This is a genomic window from Achromobacter sp. Root83, from assembly GCF_001428845.1.
GTDB lineage: Bacteria > Pseudomonadota > Gammaproteobacteria > Burkholderiales > Burkholderiaceae_B > Achromobacter.
Genome location: NZ_LMIU01000026.1, coordinates 127,321 through 143,885 on the forward strand (window position 1 = coordinate 127,321; position 16,565 = coordinate 143,885).

The 16,565-nt window shown below is 61.5% G+C and carries 16 protein-coding genes; all 16 read right to left on the minus strand.

Annotation, left to right across the window (positions count from 1 at the left end; all coding sequences use genetic code 11):
* Nucleotides 1-197: 197 nt before the first annotated feature.
* The 16 genes from ASE30_RS25985 to ASE30_RS28735 all read right to left on the minus strand — a co-directional run bounded on the left by ASE30_RS25985 (nt 198) and on the right by ASE30_RS28735 (nt 16,565).
* Nucleotides 198-1,091 carry a type IV secretion system protein gene (locus tag ASE30_RS25985; RefSeq protein WP_057287164.1) on the minus strand — a complete coding sequence of 298 codons (894 nt, stop codon included), beginning with the start codon at nt 1,089-1,091 and terminating at the stop codon, nt 198-200.
* On the minus strand, nt 1,091-1,840 hold the full coding sequence (gene virB5, locus ASE30_RS25990; RefSeq protein WP_082601744.1) for a P-type DNA transfer protein VirB5: 750 nt from the start codon (nt 1,838-1,840) through the stop codon (nt 1,091-1,093). The genes ASE30_RS25985 and virB5 overlap by 1 nt, the downstream gene beginning before the upstream one ends.
* A gap of 3 nt (nt 1,841-1,843) precedes the next feature.
* A complete protein-coding gene (locus ASE30_RS25995) occupies nt 1,844-4,303 on the minus strand; it encodes a VirB4 family type IV secretion/conjugal transfer ATPase (protein WP_057287166.1) in 2,460 nt (819 codons plus the stop codon).
* Nucleotides 4,300-4,701: a type IV secretion system protein VirB3 gene (locus ASE30_RS26000; RefSeq protein ID WP_057287167.1), complete on the minus strand. Its 402-nt coding sequence runs from the start codon at nt 4,699-4,701 to the stop codon at nt 4,300-4,302. Before ASE30_RS26000 ends, ASE30_RS25995 begins: the two co-directional genes overlap by 4 nt.
* Entirely contained in the window at nt 4,701-5,030 is a 330-nt protein-coding gene (locus ASE30_RS26005) for a TrbC/VirB2 family protein (protein ID WP_057287168.1), read from the minus strand. The genes ASE30_RS26000 and ASE30_RS26005 overlap by 1 nt, the downstream gene beginning before the upstream one ends.
* Nucleotides 5,031-5,142: 112 nt before the next feature.
* Complete coding sequence (locus ASE30_RS26010; protein WP_057287169.1) at nt 5,143-5,808, minus strand: lytic transglycosylase domain-containing protein; 666 nt, start codon at nt 5,806-5,808, stop codon at nt 5,143-5,145.
* Nucleotides 5,809-5,810: 2 nt separating this feature from the next.
* The gene (locus tag ASE30_RS26015) at nt 5,811-6,416 is read right to left on the minus strand and encodes a TrbM/KikA/MpfK family conjugal transfer protein (RefSeq protein WP_156407777.1); all 606 of its coding nucleotides are present in this window, start codon (nt 6,414-6,416) and stop codon (nt 5,811-5,813) included.
* A gap of 15 nt (nt 6,417-6,431) precedes the next feature.
* The gene (locus ASE30_RS26020; RefSeq protein ID WP_057287170.1) at nt 6,432-7,310 is read right to left on the minus strand and encodes a hypothetical protein; all 879 of its coding nucleotides are present in this window, start codon (nt 7,308-7,310) and stop codon (nt 6,432-6,434) included.
* A gap of 17 nt (nt 7,311-7,327) precedes the next feature.
* Nucleotides 7,328-8,605 (minus strand): type II secretion system protein, encoded by a 1,278-nt coding sequence (locus ASE30_RS26025; protein ID WP_057287171.1) that lies wholly within the window; start codon nt 8,603-8,605, stop codon nt 7,328-7,330.
* 65 nt (nt 8,606-8,670) lie between these two features.
* Complete coding sequence (locus ASE30_RS26030; RefSeq protein WP_057287172.1) at nt 8,671-9,297, minus strand: type 4 pilus major pilin; 627 nt, start codon at nt 9,295-9,297, stop codon at nt 8,671-8,673.
* A 56-nt stretch (nt 9,298-9,353) separates the two neighbouring features.
* Nucleotides 9,354-10,451, minus strand: a complete 1,098-nt coding sequence (locus ASE30_RS26035; RefSeq protein ID WP_057287173.1) for a hypothetical protein — start codon at nt 10,449-10,451, stop codon at nt 9,354-9,356.
* Nucleotides 10,448-12,241, minus strand: a complete 1,794-nt coding sequence (locus ASE30_RS26040; protein ID WP_057287174.1) for an ATPase, T2SS/T4P/T4SS family — start codon at nt 12,239-12,241, stop codon at nt 10,448-10,450. The genes ASE30_RS26035 and ASE30_RS26040 overlap by 4 nt, the downstream gene beginning before the upstream one ends.
* Complete coding sequence (locus tag ASE30_RS26045; RefSeq protein WP_057287175.1) at nt 12,238-12,768, minus strand: hypothetical protein; 531 nt, start codon at nt 12,766-12,768, stop codon at nt 12,238-12,240. Before ASE30_RS26045 ends, ASE30_RS26040 begins: the two co-directional genes overlap by 4 nt.
* A complete protein-coding gene (gene pilO2 / locus ASE30_RS26050) occupies nt 12,752-14,113 on the minus strand; it encodes a type 4b pilus protein PilO2 (RefSeq protein ID WP_057287176.1) in 1,362 nt (453 codons plus the stop codon). The genes ASE30_RS26045 and pilO2 overlap by 17 nt, the downstream gene beginning before the upstream one ends.
* A 1-nt stretch (nt 14,114) precedes the next feature.
* Nucleotides 14,115-15,803, minus strand: a complete 1,689-nt coding sequence (locus ASE30_RS26055) for a type II secretion system protein GspD (RefSeq protein ID WP_057287177.1) — start codon at nt 15,801-15,803, stop codon at nt 14,115-14,117.
* A gap of 24 nt (nt 15,804-15,827) precedes the next feature.
* On the minus strand, nt 15,828-16,565 hold the full coding sequence (locus tag ASE30_RS28735) for a toxin co-regulated pilus biosynthesis Q family protein (protein WP_082601745.1): 738 nt from the start codon (nt 16,563-16,565) through the stop codon (nt 15,828-15,830).

Consider the following 16,565-nt stretch of genomic DNA (forward strand, 5'->3'; position numbering starts at 1 on the left):
GGTCCAGGTCGCTTTGACGAGACTCATCCATTGGAAGGCCGATATCGGTTGCTCCGAGGGAACGGAGCTCGTTGCCGACAAAGGGACATCTCGACCTATCAGCGGGTTCTGAGTAAGAGCTTTGCCAAGCGGTTTGAGGGGGTCCATCTAGATCCTCGTTCTAATAATTGGTAGAAGGCATGGCGTGTCAGTCTATCTTAGCCAATCTTGCCGATGAAGGGAACAGAGATTCCTCCCCCATTGCCGCCGCCCGTCACTTTCGTGGCCACGACAGACACCTGCTCCAACATAAATTTCGAGCACATCATAAAAAACACGATTGCGGTCAGCATGGAAAATATATTGATCTGGTCCGCTTTCGATAGATCGATTAACCCTTGCTGGAGTTGTCCGAACATCCCCATGATGAACATGAAAACGACCATAAAAAGGCCCGCATATATCGCGTAATAGACGGCCTGCGCCAGCCAGTTGCTAAAAAAATGCTTCGTTGGTTCGAATAGAAGTGCCAATATACATAGAGGCCCTAAAACCACTACAAGGCCCATCCCCACCTTGACGGTGATCAAAACCAACATCCCAATCGCGCTCATAACGGCGGAGATGATGGTGATGATGACCGAGACGACGACAAAGACGAACGCTTGAGCGATCTTCTTGATCCCACCGGGCGCGCGTTCCTGCAGCCTGGTTCCAATTTCCGCGCCGTTGTTTGCAGCGTCGTCCATCATTTCAGATGGAGTTTTGACGGTGCCGGTGAAAAGCTGAGCCACGGAAGTAGGCAGGTCCAGCATGACACCGACAATCTGCTTTTGATACAGCCCGTTTGCGCTGGCGATGCTCACGATGATCGCAATATTAAAGACACGCCGACACGCATGGAGAACCGGGGTTTGAATGGCCCCGGAGCAGATGAGCCACCCATACCAGACGAGCGCGACGGACAGGCAGATGGAAACGAACGGCAATAGCTTGAGGGTGACGGAGGCGACCATCGGCGTGATGACTTTCGTCAGCATCGTGGTCACCGACTGGTCGATCCAGTTCGCGATTCCACCGAGACTGACCAGACTAACCCCGGTGGTGGCCATTATCTCGCTCCCGGAAGCGGCGCGCGAATTGCGCTGAGGCTGAAGGAACTGTCTGCAAGCTTCTGCGCTTGCTGTTCCATCAAAGCTTGCTCGGCATCGATCTGGCGCGTCAACGTGTCCGCCCGCGTTTGGTCTGCTTGGATGTTTGCCTGCTCGACCAGCAGTCGGGCCTGCAGATCAGCGATCGCCTTCGGATCCTGGGTCTGATTGATCTTGGCCTGCAGCTGGTCCACCTGCTTGACGCGGGCCGTCATCGCCTTTTGTGTCTGCTCCATCATGGCCTGGCTGCGAACCGCAAGCTTTTCGGCCCGGGCATCCAAGTTCTTCTTGTCCTGTTCGTAGTTGCCGGTCAACCGTTCTTCGCGCTCGATGCGCTCCACCACGTCCGAGATTCCGCCCACCCCGCCGTTTGAGGCGCGAAGAATCTCACGTGCGTCCGCCGGCAGCGCATCGCGAATCGCCGGGTTGTTCAGAATGTCCCCCAGGTTCCGGGTGCCCGTGAGGGATTCGAGTTGGCGCTTTTGGTTTTCAAGCTGGCCCTTGAGGACCTCGATTTGCTCGGCATACTTAGCCAGCGTCTCGACATGCTTGATCGCCCGGTCGGCGATGCTGGCTCCATCAACCACGGGGATGCCGCTTGCATGAACGGGCGCCATTGCGTTTGAAAGCAGTACTGCGGACAGGAACGCGGTAAACCGCGCACGCCAGCGGTGGCTAAGGCGGCGGTGAAGGTTGGTCGTCTTGGACATGTTTCAGCTCCTTGTCGCCTCTTTGGCGGACTTGAGGTAATGGGGCAGCCAGACCGCGGGGTCGTCACCGTGTTTGGCGACGGCCGCCTCGGCAATTTCGGCCAGATCTTCCGAACCGGAAAACACCAGCAGTGCTTCGGGACACGATGAAAGGTCGAGTTCGGCCGTGACGGCAGACTCGTTCTGCTTGACGACGAACTGGCGACTGAACGGTGGCAGATCCTTGACCATCTTGAAGACAGCCGGAGACAGCTTGAATCCCTCGACGTAGTCCTCGGCAGTGGCCTTGGGATTCTCGAGAAACATGGCTGTCGCGGACTGCTGAATGAGCGAACGGCCGACGGGGTTCTCCAGGATTGCGGCCGGCTCCTGCGTCGCGAAGACGAGGACGCCGTTTTTCTTACGGACCGTACGGCTGGCGTCCTGCATCGACGCCTGGAAGTACGGCACTTTTAGCGGGTGCTGGACCTCGTCAAAGAAAAGGGCAATCCGCCTGCCGTCCATCATCTGGTCTGTGCGGTACAGCAAGTAAGTGATCGCCGCATCCCGCACCGGCCCTTCATCCAAATACTCCGTCAAGTCGAAGCCAAAGAGGTTATTGGCGGCTAGGTTCAGCTCGTCGTTGGGGTTGTCGAACAACCAGCCGTACTCGCCTCCCGCGCACCAGCGTTTGAGGCGCTCTTTCAGACTCAATTGACCTTCAGGCGCAGGCGCAGCCGGGAGAAAATTGATCAAGTTGGACAAGCACCGGTCCTCCAGGTCGATGTGGTCCACAAGCTGGTTGACGGCCATGGCGATCTGCTTCTGTTCGGAGGCATTGGGGGCTTCTTCCCCGTTACCTCCCAGCAGCTTGGTCATGGTGACCATAAACGCGACGTTCGAAGCGGTGACCGGCAGCTGCAGGTAGTTCCAGCCGGTGTTGACGCCCAGGCGCAGCGGAAAATACTTGCCGCCCATTGCCATGACGGTCACCTGCATTCCGCGATCCTTGTCGAAGACGATGCCCGTGTAGTTGAACTTGCGCGCCTGCGTGATCAGATGTCCCAACAGGACTGTCTTGCCGGCGCCAGACTGCCCGATGATGGACGTGTTGCCGAGCCGGCGCTTGCCGGTCTCGTCGACGTCCTCCAGCGAAGCATGAAAGTTCAAGTAATAAGGCGTGCCGCCTGTCGTCTTGAGCATCGTGACCGCAGGCCCCCAGGGATTGCCCGACGGCTTTCCGAAGAGGTAGTTGTGCATCGAAGAGAAGCTCAGGAAGTTCAGCGAGGTAATCGGTGCCGGGCGCGGTCGCCATTTCCAGTTCCCCGGGAACTGTGCTGCCCACGCCGCCATGGAGGAGCGGTCGCACAGTCGGCCAATGATCTCTTCGTCAGCCAACGCGCCGCTGATGCTCGCGGCCGCCCGAAGGGCCTGCTCGCTGTCTTCGCCGAACACCTGGATGGTGGCGTGGTGGTCGCCCATGACGAAGCGGCCAGCGGCGAGCTCATCACGCGCCCGGTGCAGGTCCGCGATCTGTGACGACGAGTAGTCGCCCGAATCTTCCAACCACTTGATCTGGCGCGACAATGCCTTCAACCCATCGGGCTTTGACATCGCCCCAAAGGACTGCGACAGCACAAACTCGTGCGGCTGGTTGAGCAGGCAGTTCAGGTGCCCGGCCTTGGTGTTGTTGGAGTACTCCCGCAGCTCCAGCATCACGTAGCGGCGCGTCCAATCGGGCCCCCGCATCTCTCCGAGTTCGCCGTGCGTGGAAAAGAATTGGCGGCTGGTGGGCAAATAGTTGTATAGGCGCGCGTTCACCAGCGGCACGGGCTGCATCTTGCCGTTGAGCAAGAAGCCGAGGAACTCTGCGGGCTCCGAGAACCGCGACTTTCGGCGTGGTGCGTCCTCTGCGCCCGTGTCGTGCGGCGACTCTCGTTCGACGATGGATAGCAATTCGGGTGAATAGCGCTTGAGCGATCCACGGAGCTTGCGGTTGACGTCATCCAGCTGCTCGATAGCCTGGTTCTGCCACGCAAGCGCCGAACGCGCAGTGCGCTTTTCGAAGTTGGAGAGCAAACGCAGTGCGGGATCGATCTGAGCCCGCATGATCACGGTCAGGTACATCTCGTTGATCATCGGGGGCTTGCCGGCGAAGACCCTGCGATACGCGGCGTCGTGATCGCGAGAGAACGGATCTGGATATTCGCTTTCGGGGTACTCGAAGACCCGGCGCCGCAACAGGTGCGACCAGATTCCAAATCCGGTTGGGAACCCCCGGAACACGTTGTTCAGTTCCTCGACCCAGCGGTAGTGCTCTTCATCGCTGTAACCTTGGAACGTGCGCCCATCGATACGCCATACCGAGAGGTATTCCCAGTCGCGGGTTGCAATGATGGTCGGGGTGACGTGATGGGAGTAGGGGACAAATGTGCCGACTGGCGGTTCATACGCCGGCAGCGTCACGATGGATTGTTGTGTCATCGGTCGTGAACTCCGAGCCAGCGAGCCCAGGGGCGCCGCCGGCTATAGGGTGTTGGCGTGAGGGAGATCGCGCCCCAATATCGCTTGTTCTTGGCCAAGAATTTGGTTTTGACCCAAAGCTCCCAGATCCAGAAGGCGCGATCATCATTGCGGCTCAGAATCGCCATCACCGGGTAGAGGACGGGAAAGAGCAGCCAGCCCCACAGCGTGAACATGGCGACAGTCACAGTCAGAAAGACCAGTCCGGCAAACGCCCGCGTCGGGACGCCTCCGGGAACGGTTGCCGCACGGGTCGCGCCCTTGAAGAGGGGAAAGCGGTTGGGTGGCACTTCTGACCCCACTGCGACTGGGGCGGCTGCAGCGGGGGCTTTGGCCTTTTGCTTGGGCGAGGTGGCCATCAACCGAAGACCAGCTTGATGATGCCGCCAGCGATGGCACCGGAGAAGACGATACCCACTGCCCACTGATAGGCGGTCTCCTTGCGGATCACATCGAACGAGTAAAGGATGCCGATGATGCCGGCGGAAACAAGACCAATGACAGGAATGATGAGCCACAGCCAATCTTTGATCTTCTGCACGGTAGTGGTGGCCTTCTCGAACTGCGCCATAGCAAGCTCAGGTTGCAGCAGGAGGAGCACAGCGAGGGTGGCATACGCCAGCGCGTAGAACGTGCGCCAGGCCGTGGACTGCGTGGCGATGTGGGACGATTTGGAAGCGACGAACATGTGAAACTCCAAGGGGTGACGCCACCCGGCGATGAGCGGGGCGTCCTTCGTTTAGGTAGATGAGAATTGAGGGCCGGTGTTTAGCGGCTAAACATCGGTGAGAGGTACGCGACTATTGCGTCGGGAGGCGCGAGGCGGTCGTGGGGACGGGCCTGCCGAATACTGCATCCGGCCGTGGCTCGAATGCGTCTTTGCGGGGTGCGACGAAGGCGTCGTTGCGAGGCTTCTGAAAGGCATCAGGCTTAGACGGCTTGGGAGGCGGCGCGCTGCGGGTCTTGTGATCGGGATTGGCGGATGCCGCTCCCTCTTTCACGATAGCCGGGACCGCCAGGCCTGCGCCGGCAATAACCTTGCCGACATACCCATTCCTGAAACCCGAGGTCAGATTGCCGGTGTTGTAGCAGCTGAATGCTGCATACAGCGCGTTCTGTCCCGCTCCGTGCAGCTTCGCCGCTCGCTTGTAGCAGTCGACCAGCACCCGCTGCGCGGAGGCTAGGTTGACGCACGGATCAAAAATCGACTCGGGCGTCACGCCAAGCCACTTCCAGTTGCGCACATTGATCTGGCCGTAGCCGACGTCGAAGTCGACACCCTCCGCGATGAGATCACGCACCACCTGGACTGCCTCCTCCTTGGACTTAGGGCGGATGCTGCGATGCGGCTTAGCGTTGACTCCGATAGCCAGGGGATTAAAGCCCGACTCATGCCGAACCACCGCGCTTAGCGTACTGATGTGCACGTCAGGCGCGCACTGCCTGGCAAGGGTGGGAAAGTCCATGGTCAGTTCCCGACCATGCCGAAGCCGGCCCCTTGGCCGTTCTGCTCACGCTCTTTGCGTTCGGCGAGCTCCTTCTCGTACTTGGCAAGCTCTCGGTCATAGTCCTTCGCTTCGACCCAGTAGCCGCGTTCTTCCGGGGTTCCCACATACCGAGGCAGGTCGTCGTCGAACGCGGTGTACTCGTGCGAGCTGTATGCGTTGCAATAGCCCGGGCGCTTGTTGCTGATGATCGGGTAGCCGTGGTCGGTAGTTCCCCGCCAGACGCCCAGGCCAGAGTTCAAAGAGACGGCATCGCAGCGCCCGGCGCCTTGCGAAATTGCGCGAACGAGGTCGCTCATCTCTTTAGAGTCCCCCGACGCCGGGCACAGCGATAGGAAGTCTCGTCGGGCATTCAAGGTGTCCGAAAGTTTCTTCTTCTGAATTCCGAAGTAGTGAGAAAGGGATGGTGCGCATTCGCCGGGACGCGAGCCACTGGAGAGGCACAGAATCGCTTCGCACGCGAGGCGCGTGTCGCCCGTGAGTTCGTCCGCAGCGATGGCTGTTCCAAGGGCCGTCGCATACGACACGCCCATGACAAGGAGCGCCAGCAGGCGCCGCAGGATATGCATGATGATCTCCTCAGATCAGTGGCAGATGTCGTAGCTACCGACGTCGATGACTTTGTTGCCATCGCGTGTTTCGGTGTTGACGGTGCAGCCGTTGACAAATGTGATGTTGACAACGCGAGTGGCGCTTTGGCAGAAATCGCTGTCGCCTCCGGAAGTGCTGTCGCAACTGCCAAAAAGCGTGGCTGTTCTGTTGCCGTTTGATAGCTGGCAATAGCCCGAAGCAGCCTTGTTGACAGATGCGCCCGGCCCAAGCAGTTGGCCAGTCCAACTGCGGGACGTATCGCCGCTTGTCGTTCCCGACGCATGAATGCAGTTCAGTTCCGCGCGCGGGCGGAAGATGGTCACGCCGAACATGGTCCCGTAGTTGACCTGCATCTGTGCGGCAATGTTGCCCGTGAGCGAGTTGGGCCAGTATTCGCCCGTTTCATTGCCCCGAACCTTGGCGATCACGGTGTCCACGACGCCGCCGGCGCGCGGCGCCGTGCAACTCTCTTGCCAGGGGCCCCAAGCTTCGTACGCCACGTCATAGGGATTGGCCTGCAGGATGTACGCGGTGCGGTACCGGGTGCGGCTGCCCGTGTAGCCCGCCGGGCAGGCCCCAGCCTCAGGTTGAGATTCAGCTCGCCGGCAGCCGCCGTAGGTTGTATGCCAGGCGTAGCCCGCGATGCAACCACCGGGCGGCAGGGGGGCTCCCTGACTGACCTGAATGTTCATGTGGGTGAGATCGGTCTTGAGCTGGACGTCGGCCTGCTTGGCGTTCGGATCGGCTGCGGCCGCAACCTGTGTCGACACCAGCAGCGCGGCCAGGGCGAGCGTACGCCTGCCCCAGCACTTGAGAGTGCGGAAATTCATGCTTACCTCGAAGTTGATGGCTTGCGCCTGGTTGGGGCGCATTTAGTGGGCGGCTGCGGTTAGTTCTTGCAGCCTTGGATGACGGCGGCGCGTGCGTTCGCGCCTGCCGGTGAGATGACAACGCGATCTCCGGAAATCGCCACAGACTGGCCTACCCGCACGTAGCTGGAGCCGGAGTTTTGAAAGCTGCCAGCAAAGGTGCCGTTGACAGAGACTGAACCTGCTGCGTTCACGGATCCTGAGCCTTGGATGGTGCCGCCGACGGATCCACCAACATTAACGTCGCTACCTGTGACGGTGACGTCCAGGGATTGGACAGACGCATACCGCCACGGCGTCTGGCCCGCCGGGCAGGAAAGAGCTGGGATCGCTGCATCGCTGGGCAGGTTGCTGTAGACGCCTGTGATCACATGCCCGAAAGGCGTGAACCAGACGCCGCCGGTGCAAACCGCCAGCATCTTGGTGGACGTGGATGCGTAAAGACCCTCGACTGAACATGCCGCACCAGGCGCAACTGACGTGTTCAGCAGCAGGCCCTTGTTGCTCTGGATCGTCTCACCCACGGTCAGCGTGTTGTGCAGCGTGACGGGGCGGGTTTCTCCATGCCGCACGAACTGGCCGAAGGGGGTGGCGTCCAGGCTTGCAGCGATGACTACATGTCCTGGCTGCGTCCCGAAATCAAACCAGGCACGCGGAATATCCATCAGTGGGCCGCGCACATTTGCGGACCCGCGGGCGTCATGGCCACCGTAGCCTTCCGCGGCCAGGACAACCTTGCTCAGGAGGGCTTGGTCGAAGACGCTACGGTTGACGGCGGGCGGTGTGCATTCGGAGTTCTGCCGGAGGCTTCGCGCTGCGCTGATGGGGTGGCAGACATAGACAAAGGCGCTGGTACGGCAATCAGCGCCTGGGCAGGCCCCCTGTCGGACAAGGATGAATCTCGCTACGTCTCCCAAGGTCGGGTATCGCGGGATGGTCGCCGGCAGCAGCCCGAGCGCCGTGAGGTCGGACAGCCCGCCCCTCGCCACCTGGGCGCCTCCCACGCTGGCCCAGGCTAGAGCTGGAAATGGCGGGTACGAGCCATCGGGCAGACCAGCGAGGTTTTCGCCGCGCAGCCAAGCCTCGTGCTTGAGCTGCAGGTCGACCACCGCGCCCCGGATTTGCATCAGGTAACGGCCGGTCGCTTCAGCGGCGCCTTCGTCTGCCTTGCGTCTGACTTCCTTCGCCGCGAATACCGCCAACAACATGATGAGCAGTAGGGCGACAGTTACCTCGACGAGAGTGAAGCCTGCCTGCGTGCGCGTCCGGTTGGACAGCGGTGAGTGAAATAACTGCATCTGTTCGCCTCCGTTGAGCGCCCGTCCGGGCGTGCGGATGGCACGCCCTCACGGAGTCCGGGGAATCAGCGCGTGGCGAACACGAAGGTGTTGTTATCGCCATTGACGCAAAGATTTTGTGCGGTGACGGCGTTGAACGTCCCCGACTCACCGTTGGCACCCAAGGTCTTTGTGACCGTGCCGTTCACGCTGATCATTTCGGAAATTCCGTTCAACGTGGAGGCGAGAACGGGGCAGGCACGATGGTTGACGTTCGTCACCGTCAGGGAGAACGCGCTTCCCACCGCGCCACCACCCAGCGCGGCCGGGGCGATAGTGATCGTCCCGTTCGAGCCTATGCCGGTACCGCCGAGGCGGTGCGCAACTGTGTTCCCGGTCACTTTGAAAACGGTGGAGTCCCGCAGCGACGGCGCCAGGTTCTGCGCGTTGTCGATTTCCGAGTAGGGCGTAGCCGAGTCACCTTCGCTCATGATTCGTACGGTGGACATGAACCGCTGCAGCTCGCCAGCCGCCGCAGGGACCCTACCTTGAATGAAGAAGCCCTTCACAGAGGGAAAACCAACGATTGCAAGGATGATGACGATGGTGATGACCACGCCCACCTCGACCAGCGTCCAACCGCCTTGACGGCGAAGGTCCGCAGATTTAGCGCGCTGGATGGCACGCCGGGTAGCGATGTTGTGATTTTGCATCTGAATTCCGATTGTTCGAATGAGTTTTCACCACGAGCCTTCGTGGTGGCGAGTTTCTACATTGCGTCGATCATCAAGGCGTTGCGCATGTCCATGATCACGCTTTGATGCCAAAAGAAGAGGCCAGCCATGACGAGGACGGCGCAGATGAGCGCCACCCATCGCAGGACCTTTGCCCGGTCTTCAACGCGCTTGAGAATGGTGGTCTCCATGCGAGCGCGGGTCTTCTGCAAGCCCGCGTCCAGGCCAAGCGTGTTTGTGAGGTCTTCGAGATACCAGTAGATCTCGCGATCCAGCAGACCAACGTCAAATATCGCTGCGCCCTTTTTTGCGTCGTCGAGTCGATTCTGAATGGCCTGAAGCCGACGGCTAAGCCAACGTGAAGCCCCGGGTAACTGCAGCTCTATCGCTTGACGGATCTGCATGACCTTGCCCGCGCGGGGCTTTACGGCAGTTGCCGCCGTGCTCACCACCGCAATCGCTTGAACGTCCCGGTAAAGCCGATACGGTCCCCACTTGTCGAGCCAACGGCGCAGCGGGTTGTCCATATAGGGGAACGAGAGATAGACGGCAACGCCGAGGGCAATCGATACCAACCACAATCGAACGCCCTTGTCTCGTATCCACTGCGCCATGTCGAAGAACGCCTGCGTGGATGGACTGAGCAGCTCAAACCGTATGTCTGGCATGGCGTCTTGCAGCATAGGCGCGGTGAGGTAGGGGACCGCGACCATCACCATGGCCCATACCAGCAGCAGCAGTAGGGCGGCCACCGCCAACGTTCCGACGAGGATTGACCTAAGCTTGGCCGTCACGCGCACGACGGCGGCCATGTCGCGCAGCCCGCCCGCGAAGACCGCCTGCCCTTGGGTTTGCAGCGAAACGAATTCCGCTACCTCGCGCGGGGGAAGCGTCCGGTGAAGCGTCCTGCCAAGCTCGCCCGTTTCGACAATTCGGTGCGCCCAGTAAGCCGACAGGACACCGCGAGCGCTTTTGCCGTACCGCTGCGCGTCAGCCTCAAGAATGCTGAGGAACGTCCTGCGGCCCTGGGTGTCCTCCGTCATGTCCGCCAAGTACTCGTACCAGTCCGCGCGGGCACGCGCGAAACTGCTGGCGGCCTGGCCGATCCGCGTGAAGTAGAAGGGTATCTTCATCCCCTTTTCCTTTGGCGTAGAAGTGTTGCGTACGCCGTGAAGTGGGGCTCAATGTCCCTGGGGTCAATCATGCCTTGGCTCATCTTGTAGACGGCGCATTCCATCGTGGACTTGCCCTGCATATCGGGGTCGTCGTACCGGGCGGTGCGCTGGCTCGCGAAGATCTCTCTTAGTCGGATCTCGTCGCCGCTGGTAATGGCGCGAAGGGCGTCGGGGTCGCTGGCGGGCTCGAAAAGCTCAGCCACTGCCGTGCGTCCCGCGTAGCCGAAGAGCTCGGGAATCCCCTTCTTGCGGCAGTGTTCGCACCCGAGCGGATTTCTGATCCTGATCGGTTCTGCGCCGAAGTCGTAAAGGGCTTCGATATCCGCCAAGTACTGCTGCCAAGTTCCCCGATCTCGCTTGACGCCCATGCGATCCTCAGCACCTTCAAGGAGCGCCGCGGCCGGAAGGGCGCAGCTGCATAGCTTGGGCATCAAAGACTGGTGAGCGAGCAACTTCAGCACGCCGGGAGTTCCAAGCATGCTGCGCGGTACACCGATCTCGCCCGAGGAAAAGCGCTGCGGTATGGCCAGCGCACTCCCCACGTGGGTCGTGCCATAGAAATTGCTGCCAGAGTTCACAATGTCTTGGAATGCCTCACCCGTAAGCAAATCCCGAATTTCGCCAAGAAAGATGTCGCTGGCCGCAGAGCGCTTGAGCGCCATCAGCTTGGCTTTCATCGTGCTGCGGTCCGATCCGTCGAGAGACCGGGATAGGCTCGCCTGCAGCACTGCGTCAATGAAGAGTTCCACGGGGTCCTCGAGCGACATGATCTTCCGTGTTGGAGGTAGGCGAACGATGAGCTGTGCTGTGAGCACCGTCTTTCCAGAGCCCGGTATTCCACCCACCACGATGGCGCCGCCCATGCTCCGCATCGCACGTTCGAACTGCGCAATATGCGACGGGAGGTAGCCTAGGCTGGCCAGGTCAACCTTTTGGACTTTGGAGTCCACGTCGAGTAAGCGCAGCGTGATGGATGGGCCCTTGTCTGCAATAAAGGAGCCCCAGCGAAGCATGTAGCTGCGCTCGTCCACTACCTCATACAGTCGCCCCTGTTGCTCGTTGGCCAGGTCGAGAAAGAGCCCGTTGCCACCACTGACATCCAGCCATGCGACGCTGGCCATATCCAGAAGCTGCTGCGTGGGCATTGCCAGTTGCTTCGGCGTGGTGTATTGGCCGTCGATGGTCGCGCTGATACGCGATGTCGCCGCCGTTGTGTCGATATTCAAATGTAGGTCGCTCGCTTCATTGCGAACCGCCCAGGACACGATGTCGTAGAACCCTTGGCGCACCGCAGATCTTTCGTTCTGGCCGCGGATGCGGGAGCTTCGCTGGATCACGTCTTGGCCCTGCATCCGCTCTCTGACAAGGGTCAGCAGAATGACGGGGTTGATCGTATAGATCTGAACCGGCCCTTTTGCCGCTTCGACGGCGCGATGCTCAACAGCGCGGAAAATATCCGAGTCGATTTCTCGCGGCTTGACGAACACCACATATCGAGGTCCCTCGAGCTCGGCCACGCACGCGGTGACCGCCGATGTCGAACCACACCAATCTACCTTGAGCGTCCTGAACGCGGGATTCATTTGGGCAATGTCCGCGAACGAATCGATGTGCTGGTGAGTGTCACTGATGGCCATCGCAGGCGTCGCCGCGTGCATGTCCAGGACCGGCATCTCCTCTTGCTCGCGCAGGCTGACATGAACCGTGCGCTTGAGCCGCCGCACCAACTGAATGAGGCTTGAGATCATGGTGTTCCCCGATTTAGGCAGTAGGTGACCACATCCTGTGACTGGTCAACGAAGCTTGCGCAAGGCTGCGAAACGGCCTGCAGCCGGAGGCCGATGTCGGCCCCGGCCATTGGCTCGGCGCGGCCTGCGCGGTAATGCGCCCGGCGGCCGGCCTGGTCGACCGTCACGGTCAACTGTTTGCCCACGCCCATGATGGCGATAAGCCGGGGCGGGGCAACGACGGGTGCGGCTTCGGAGTTGTGGCCGACGTCCTGGGCGGCAGACGGGCCGGGAGCGGCAAGCTGATTGCTTCCGCCATTTGCGGATTGCGCTTTGCGCTTTTCCTCATCGAGGGCGCGCTGGGCGTCGAGCTCCAGCAGTTCTTGAACCGTTTGGGGAACAGGCTGGCTCAGGCTGGCGACGTCGACGCCGGCGCCGACCACCCCGTTCTGTGCCGACACCGAAAAAGGGACGGCGAGGGCGACGGTTGCGCTGGCGGTGGCAAATACGAGCCAGCCTCGCCGCTTGCGTTCAGGGCGATTCAACATAGATGGTTCCTTTGAGCGTTGTGACGAAGGCGCTCGTCGTGAGCCCTGGTGTGGTCTCCGGCGCATAGCGCATCTGCAATTGCGTGACCTCTGAGGTGCGCGGAAGCGCCAGGCCGTACAGGGAGCGCAGCGGCGCGTTGATGACGAGTGCTCGGGTCGCCGGAAGCTTGATTTCCTTTGGCCGGATCACGGGTTGTTCCAACCCGTTGGCAAGCTTGACGTTCGGTACCGAGATCGGCACTTGTCCCGGCGCAGACAGAGACAGGTCCTGCAGCGCTGGGCGCAGTGCCTGCCAGGACGGCTCCCAAACCTGCCGCATCGCCTTTGCGTCGGGAAGTTCCGCCAGCAGCAACGGCTGAGCCGCCAACCCCGCAGGGACGGTCCAGGAGGCGTTCGCGCTCTCCAGATCGACATGCTCAATCTTCCAGGTGGGTGGCAGGGCCGCGTGCAGCGTGCGATTGTCTGCAAGCCGCGTGCGCCGGTACTTCGCGACGCAGCTGCGCACTTGCGGCCGGCAGTCCACCTCGACGAGTTTCCAGCGGCCGGGCGCGGTGGGCACGGATTCCACTTGTTGCAGCAGCGGAGTGAGCCCCGGATCGCCGAGTGTTCGCGCGGTCTTTGCCCACGCGGCGATTGCCTTTTTCCACAACGTTGCTGGGTCAACTTCGGGCTGCGCGGCCAGCATCTCCTGTGCAATTCGTGCTTGCCGCTCCTCCCAGTAGCTCATGCCGATGTCCCAGGCCTCGTACACCAGAAATAGCCCCAGGATGGTCCACCAGAAGGGTGAGATCATCGCGAGACTGAAGCCCGCTCGGCGCAGGGACGACTGCTGGTTGGTGTGCGCGGCAAGCTGTTGCAGGGAGAACGGCCGTGACTGCGTGCGGTGGTCCCCGTGCACCTGCGCCTCGCCGTAGCGAGCCAGCGCCTCATCGAGCGCGCGCTGTGCCGCCTGCAGATCTGCGAAGACCGCGTCTCCGCCTGCCTGGACCACACCAGCAATAACGACGGCAATCCATACGGATTTGTCGGGCAGATTGAGCGCCACGATGTGGGTGCCGTGACGGTGCATCTGTGCGAACGCGGAGGCCGCCGAGAATAGGCTGGCGCGCGTCTTTGCGCGACGCTCCTTGCCTTTTGCGATGAGAAGCCCGACGGAAGGGCTGCGGGCATCGCTGTGGACAAAGTGCGTGGCCTTCACCTTGCGTGCCAGCCGCAGCGCTTCTTTCTGCGGATCCTCGCCGAGGACCGTCTGCCATCGAACTCCGAAGACAAGCTGATTCGATGTGCCGGGGATGGCGACGAGCCGGTAACTCAGCCGCCGCGGGGTCTTCTCACGTCGTGCCACGTCAGAATCCTTCTTCGGGTATGGCCGTGACCAGCACGACCGTGAGCATCTGCTTCTCTTGCGAAGCGTCAGAGCCGCCGGCGAGCATCGGAGCCTTGTCATCCAGGCGCCGCCTGGTAGAGGTGTCGGCCGATTGTTGGTAGCCGCCGATCACGACCTGCTCGCCGGGGCGCACCATTACCTGCTGCACTCGTCCCTGGCCACCGATGTCAGTCTGCTGGACAAATGACTGATCACCACGCGCACCGACCGGCTCCTTTTTCATCTCGATGAGCCGGGTGTCGTCGTAGGCAATGGTCAAGAGCACTTGGCCGTCGTCCTGCGCGTCCGGCACAACCGTAAGGAAAGTGCCGACCGTCTTGTTGTCCTGCGTGACCGTGACGGTTGGGGCTGAGGTGTCCGACGTGCTTTGCGTTTGCTGCAGGTCCTTGATGTAGTCGAAGGAGCGGCGGGTGTCGTACTTGCCGGGGCGGCGGTTTTGCATCAGGAGCGGGATGCTCTTGTGGTCGATGATCGAACCCAATTGCGAGAGCGCTGACAGTGCAAGGTTGGTTCCTGCGAACGGGCCGCTGCCCACCGTGGCTCCTAAGCTGCCAGCGGCCTTGGCCGCGTCCAGCATCGGAGCGACACCAATTGCTGACGCGGTATTCTGGCGCCCGAGGCTGTTGAACAGGATGCTCCAGTCCACACTCCCCTGGTTGATCCGATCGCTCTGCACCGTGATTTCTTCGAAGACCAGGCGCACGCGACGAGTCATCTGACGATTCTCGGCGTCCAGGAATTCGCTGATTCTGTCCTGAGCTTCCTTGGTGTCCGTCACCACGATCGTGTTCGACGCGCCGTCCGCCGCTTTGATCACGCCGGCGCGGCTGAGGAACTGGGTGACCTTGCTGACAACTGCGGCCAGCTCGCGGGCTTCGTCTTTCGCACCCGCGGTGGTTCTGTCTGCAAGCATCGAATTGGTCGACTTGATATCGCGCTGCAGGTTTTCCTCGGCCGCCTGAGTGGGCGTGCGGACCACATAGCTCTTGGTCTCCGTCCGGTAGAAGCGCAGCGCACCGATCTTGTCGTCGTAGCGCCAGTACACGCCCAGGCGCAGTGCGATGGCGTCCAGCACGGAGGCGAGCGGGGCCTGGCCAGCTGGCAGTGGGGCCATCTTTGTGCGCGCCACGCCCGTCGGCAGCGCGGGACCCGCAACACGATCCACTGCCGCGCCGGGGATGAGAGCCGGCACGAGCGTGTCAGCCGTGCTGGCGCTCAGGCTAAGCGGGTTTACCGCGCCGAGATCGCCCGCCAGGCGCGGCAAGAAGTATTCGGGGGGGAGCAGGGCGTCGGCAGTGACCTGCGTCAGGATGCCGGTGGCGATCTGGATCCGGTCGGCCAGCGTCTTGAGATCGGCGGAGTTGTTTTCAAAGAGCAGCGTCGTATTGACGTTTGCCCGGAGCGCCGGCGGTAGGGTGACTTCGCGGGCCAACGGCTGCGGTCGGCCGGCGATCCAGGGGAGCTCCACGACTTGACCCTTTGCCCGGTCGATGTCTCCGGCTTTGAGCTTGAAATGGTCCAGCGCGATGGCGCTGTCGGCTTGACGGAGGGCGGCGCGGGATTCGATTCGGTCGGTGGCCTGCAGGGCCGAGCAGCCAGCAAGCGCTGCCAGCATGACCGCCGTCAGTACGGTGCGGTAAGCAATCATTGGATTTCCTGTTCAACGCCACGGCTAGGATTGCGTGGCGGGGGATCGGTTGCAGCTGCGGGTGAAGGGCACCATGCGGAGCACGCGGTTGCCATAGAAGCAGGGGCGGATCGGCGATTCACTCATGGCGACCGCCTGCGATAGCGCCTGGGTGGCCTCTTGGAACGAGTCCGCCTCAAACTCGGCGGGTGCCTGTATCGGAATGTCGAAATTCAGTTCCCACTGATCGGGCCCGAAGGTCCAGTTGGCATCAGCTGCCCAGCGCACGAGCGCTTGGCGGACCGTGCCGTCTTGCGGACTGACCCGCCAAATCTGTTTAGGCGGCTCCACGACTTGCGGTTCAGCAACGGGCTCGGTCGGAGCAACTTCGACCGTCACGACGGTGCCCGCTGTCGGAGTGACTTGTTGCGGACTTGCGTTCACGTCGGTGGTAAGCGCCGTGGCCTCATTTGCCGCTACCGGCGTCGGCGCCGACGCAGAGCTGCTGGCGCCAGGCGTTGCATCAGTCGCGGCCGGAAGCTGCGGGCTGGCGGCGGGTGCAGTGCTTTCGAGCTTGGGCGGCGCTTCCGGCACGGGGATGGGGGGAATGTCTGCCGAAGCCAGGACGGTCGGCGATTTACCGGGTAGAACGGTGCGCGGATCGGCATGGTTTATGAGGATGCGTCCGGAGTCTGGAGGTGTCGGAGGGGCGGGCGGGACAAATCCGCAGGCCGAAAGAAGGCAGGCCGCCGTCACGACGGCCGCCAAAAGGGATGCTTGCAT

Coding starts and splice junctions, on each gene's coding strand:
- ASE30_RS26045 (WP_057287175.1), bottom strand. CDS start 12,768: ATGTTGAATCGCCCTGAACGCAAGCGGCGAGGCTGGCTCGTATTTGCC.
- ASE30_RS26000 (WP_057287167.1), bottom strand. CDS start 4,701: ATGGCCACCTCGCCCAAGCAAAAGGCCAAAGCCCCCGCTGCAGCCGCC.
- ASE30_RS26055 (WP_057287177.1), bottom strand. CDS start 15,803: ATGATTGCTTACCGCACCGTACTGACGGCGGTCATGCTGGCAGCGCTT.
- ASE30_RS26005 (WP_057287168.1), bottom strand. CDS start 5,030: ATGTTCGTCGCTTCCAAATCGTCCCACATCGCCACGCAGTCCACGGCC.
- ASE30_RS26030 (WP_057287172.1), bottom strand. CDS start 9,297: ATGCAAAATCACAACATCGCTACCCGGCGTGCCATCCAGCGCGCTAAA.
- ASE30_RS25995 (WP_057287166.1), bottom strand. CDS start 4,303: ATGACACAACAATCCATCGTGACGCTGCCGGCGTATGAACCGCCAGTC.
- ASE30_RS26025 (WP_057287171.1), bottom strand. CDS start 8,605: ATGCAGTTATTTCACTCACCGCTGTCCAACCGGACGCGCACGCAGGCA.
- ASE30_RS26010 (WP_057287169.1), bottom strand. CDS start 5,808: ATGGACTTTCCCACCCTTGCCAGGCAGTGCGCGCCTGACGTGCACATC.
- ASE30_RS26035 (WP_057287173.1), bottom strand. CDS start 10,451: ATGAAGATACCCTTCTACTTCACGCGGATCGGCCAGGCCGCCAGCAGT.
- ASE30_RS25985 (WP_057287164.1), bottom strand. CDS start 1,091: ATGGCCACCACCGGGGTTAGTCTGGTCAGTCTCGGTGGAATCGCGAAC.
- ASE30_RS26020 (WP_057287170.1), bottom strand. CDS start 7,310: ATGCGCCCCAACCAGGCGCAAGCCATCAACTTCGAGGTAAGCATGAAT.
- ASE30_RS26040 (WP_057287174.1), bottom strand. CDS start 12,241: ATGATCTCAAGCCTCATTCAGTTGGTGCGGCGGCTCAAGCGCACGGTT.
- virB5 (WP_082601744.1), bottom strand. CDS start 1,840: ATGTCCAAGACGACCAACCTTCACCGCCGCCTTAGCCACCGCTGGCGT.
- ASE30_RS26015 (WP_156407777.1), bottom strand. CDS start 6,416: ATGCATATCCTGCGGCGCCTGCTGGCGCTCCTTGTCATGGGCGTGTCG.
- ASE30_RS28735 (WP_082601745.1), bottom strand. CDS start 16,565: ATGCAAGCATCCCTTTTGGCGGCCGTCGTGACGGCGGCCTGCCTTCTT.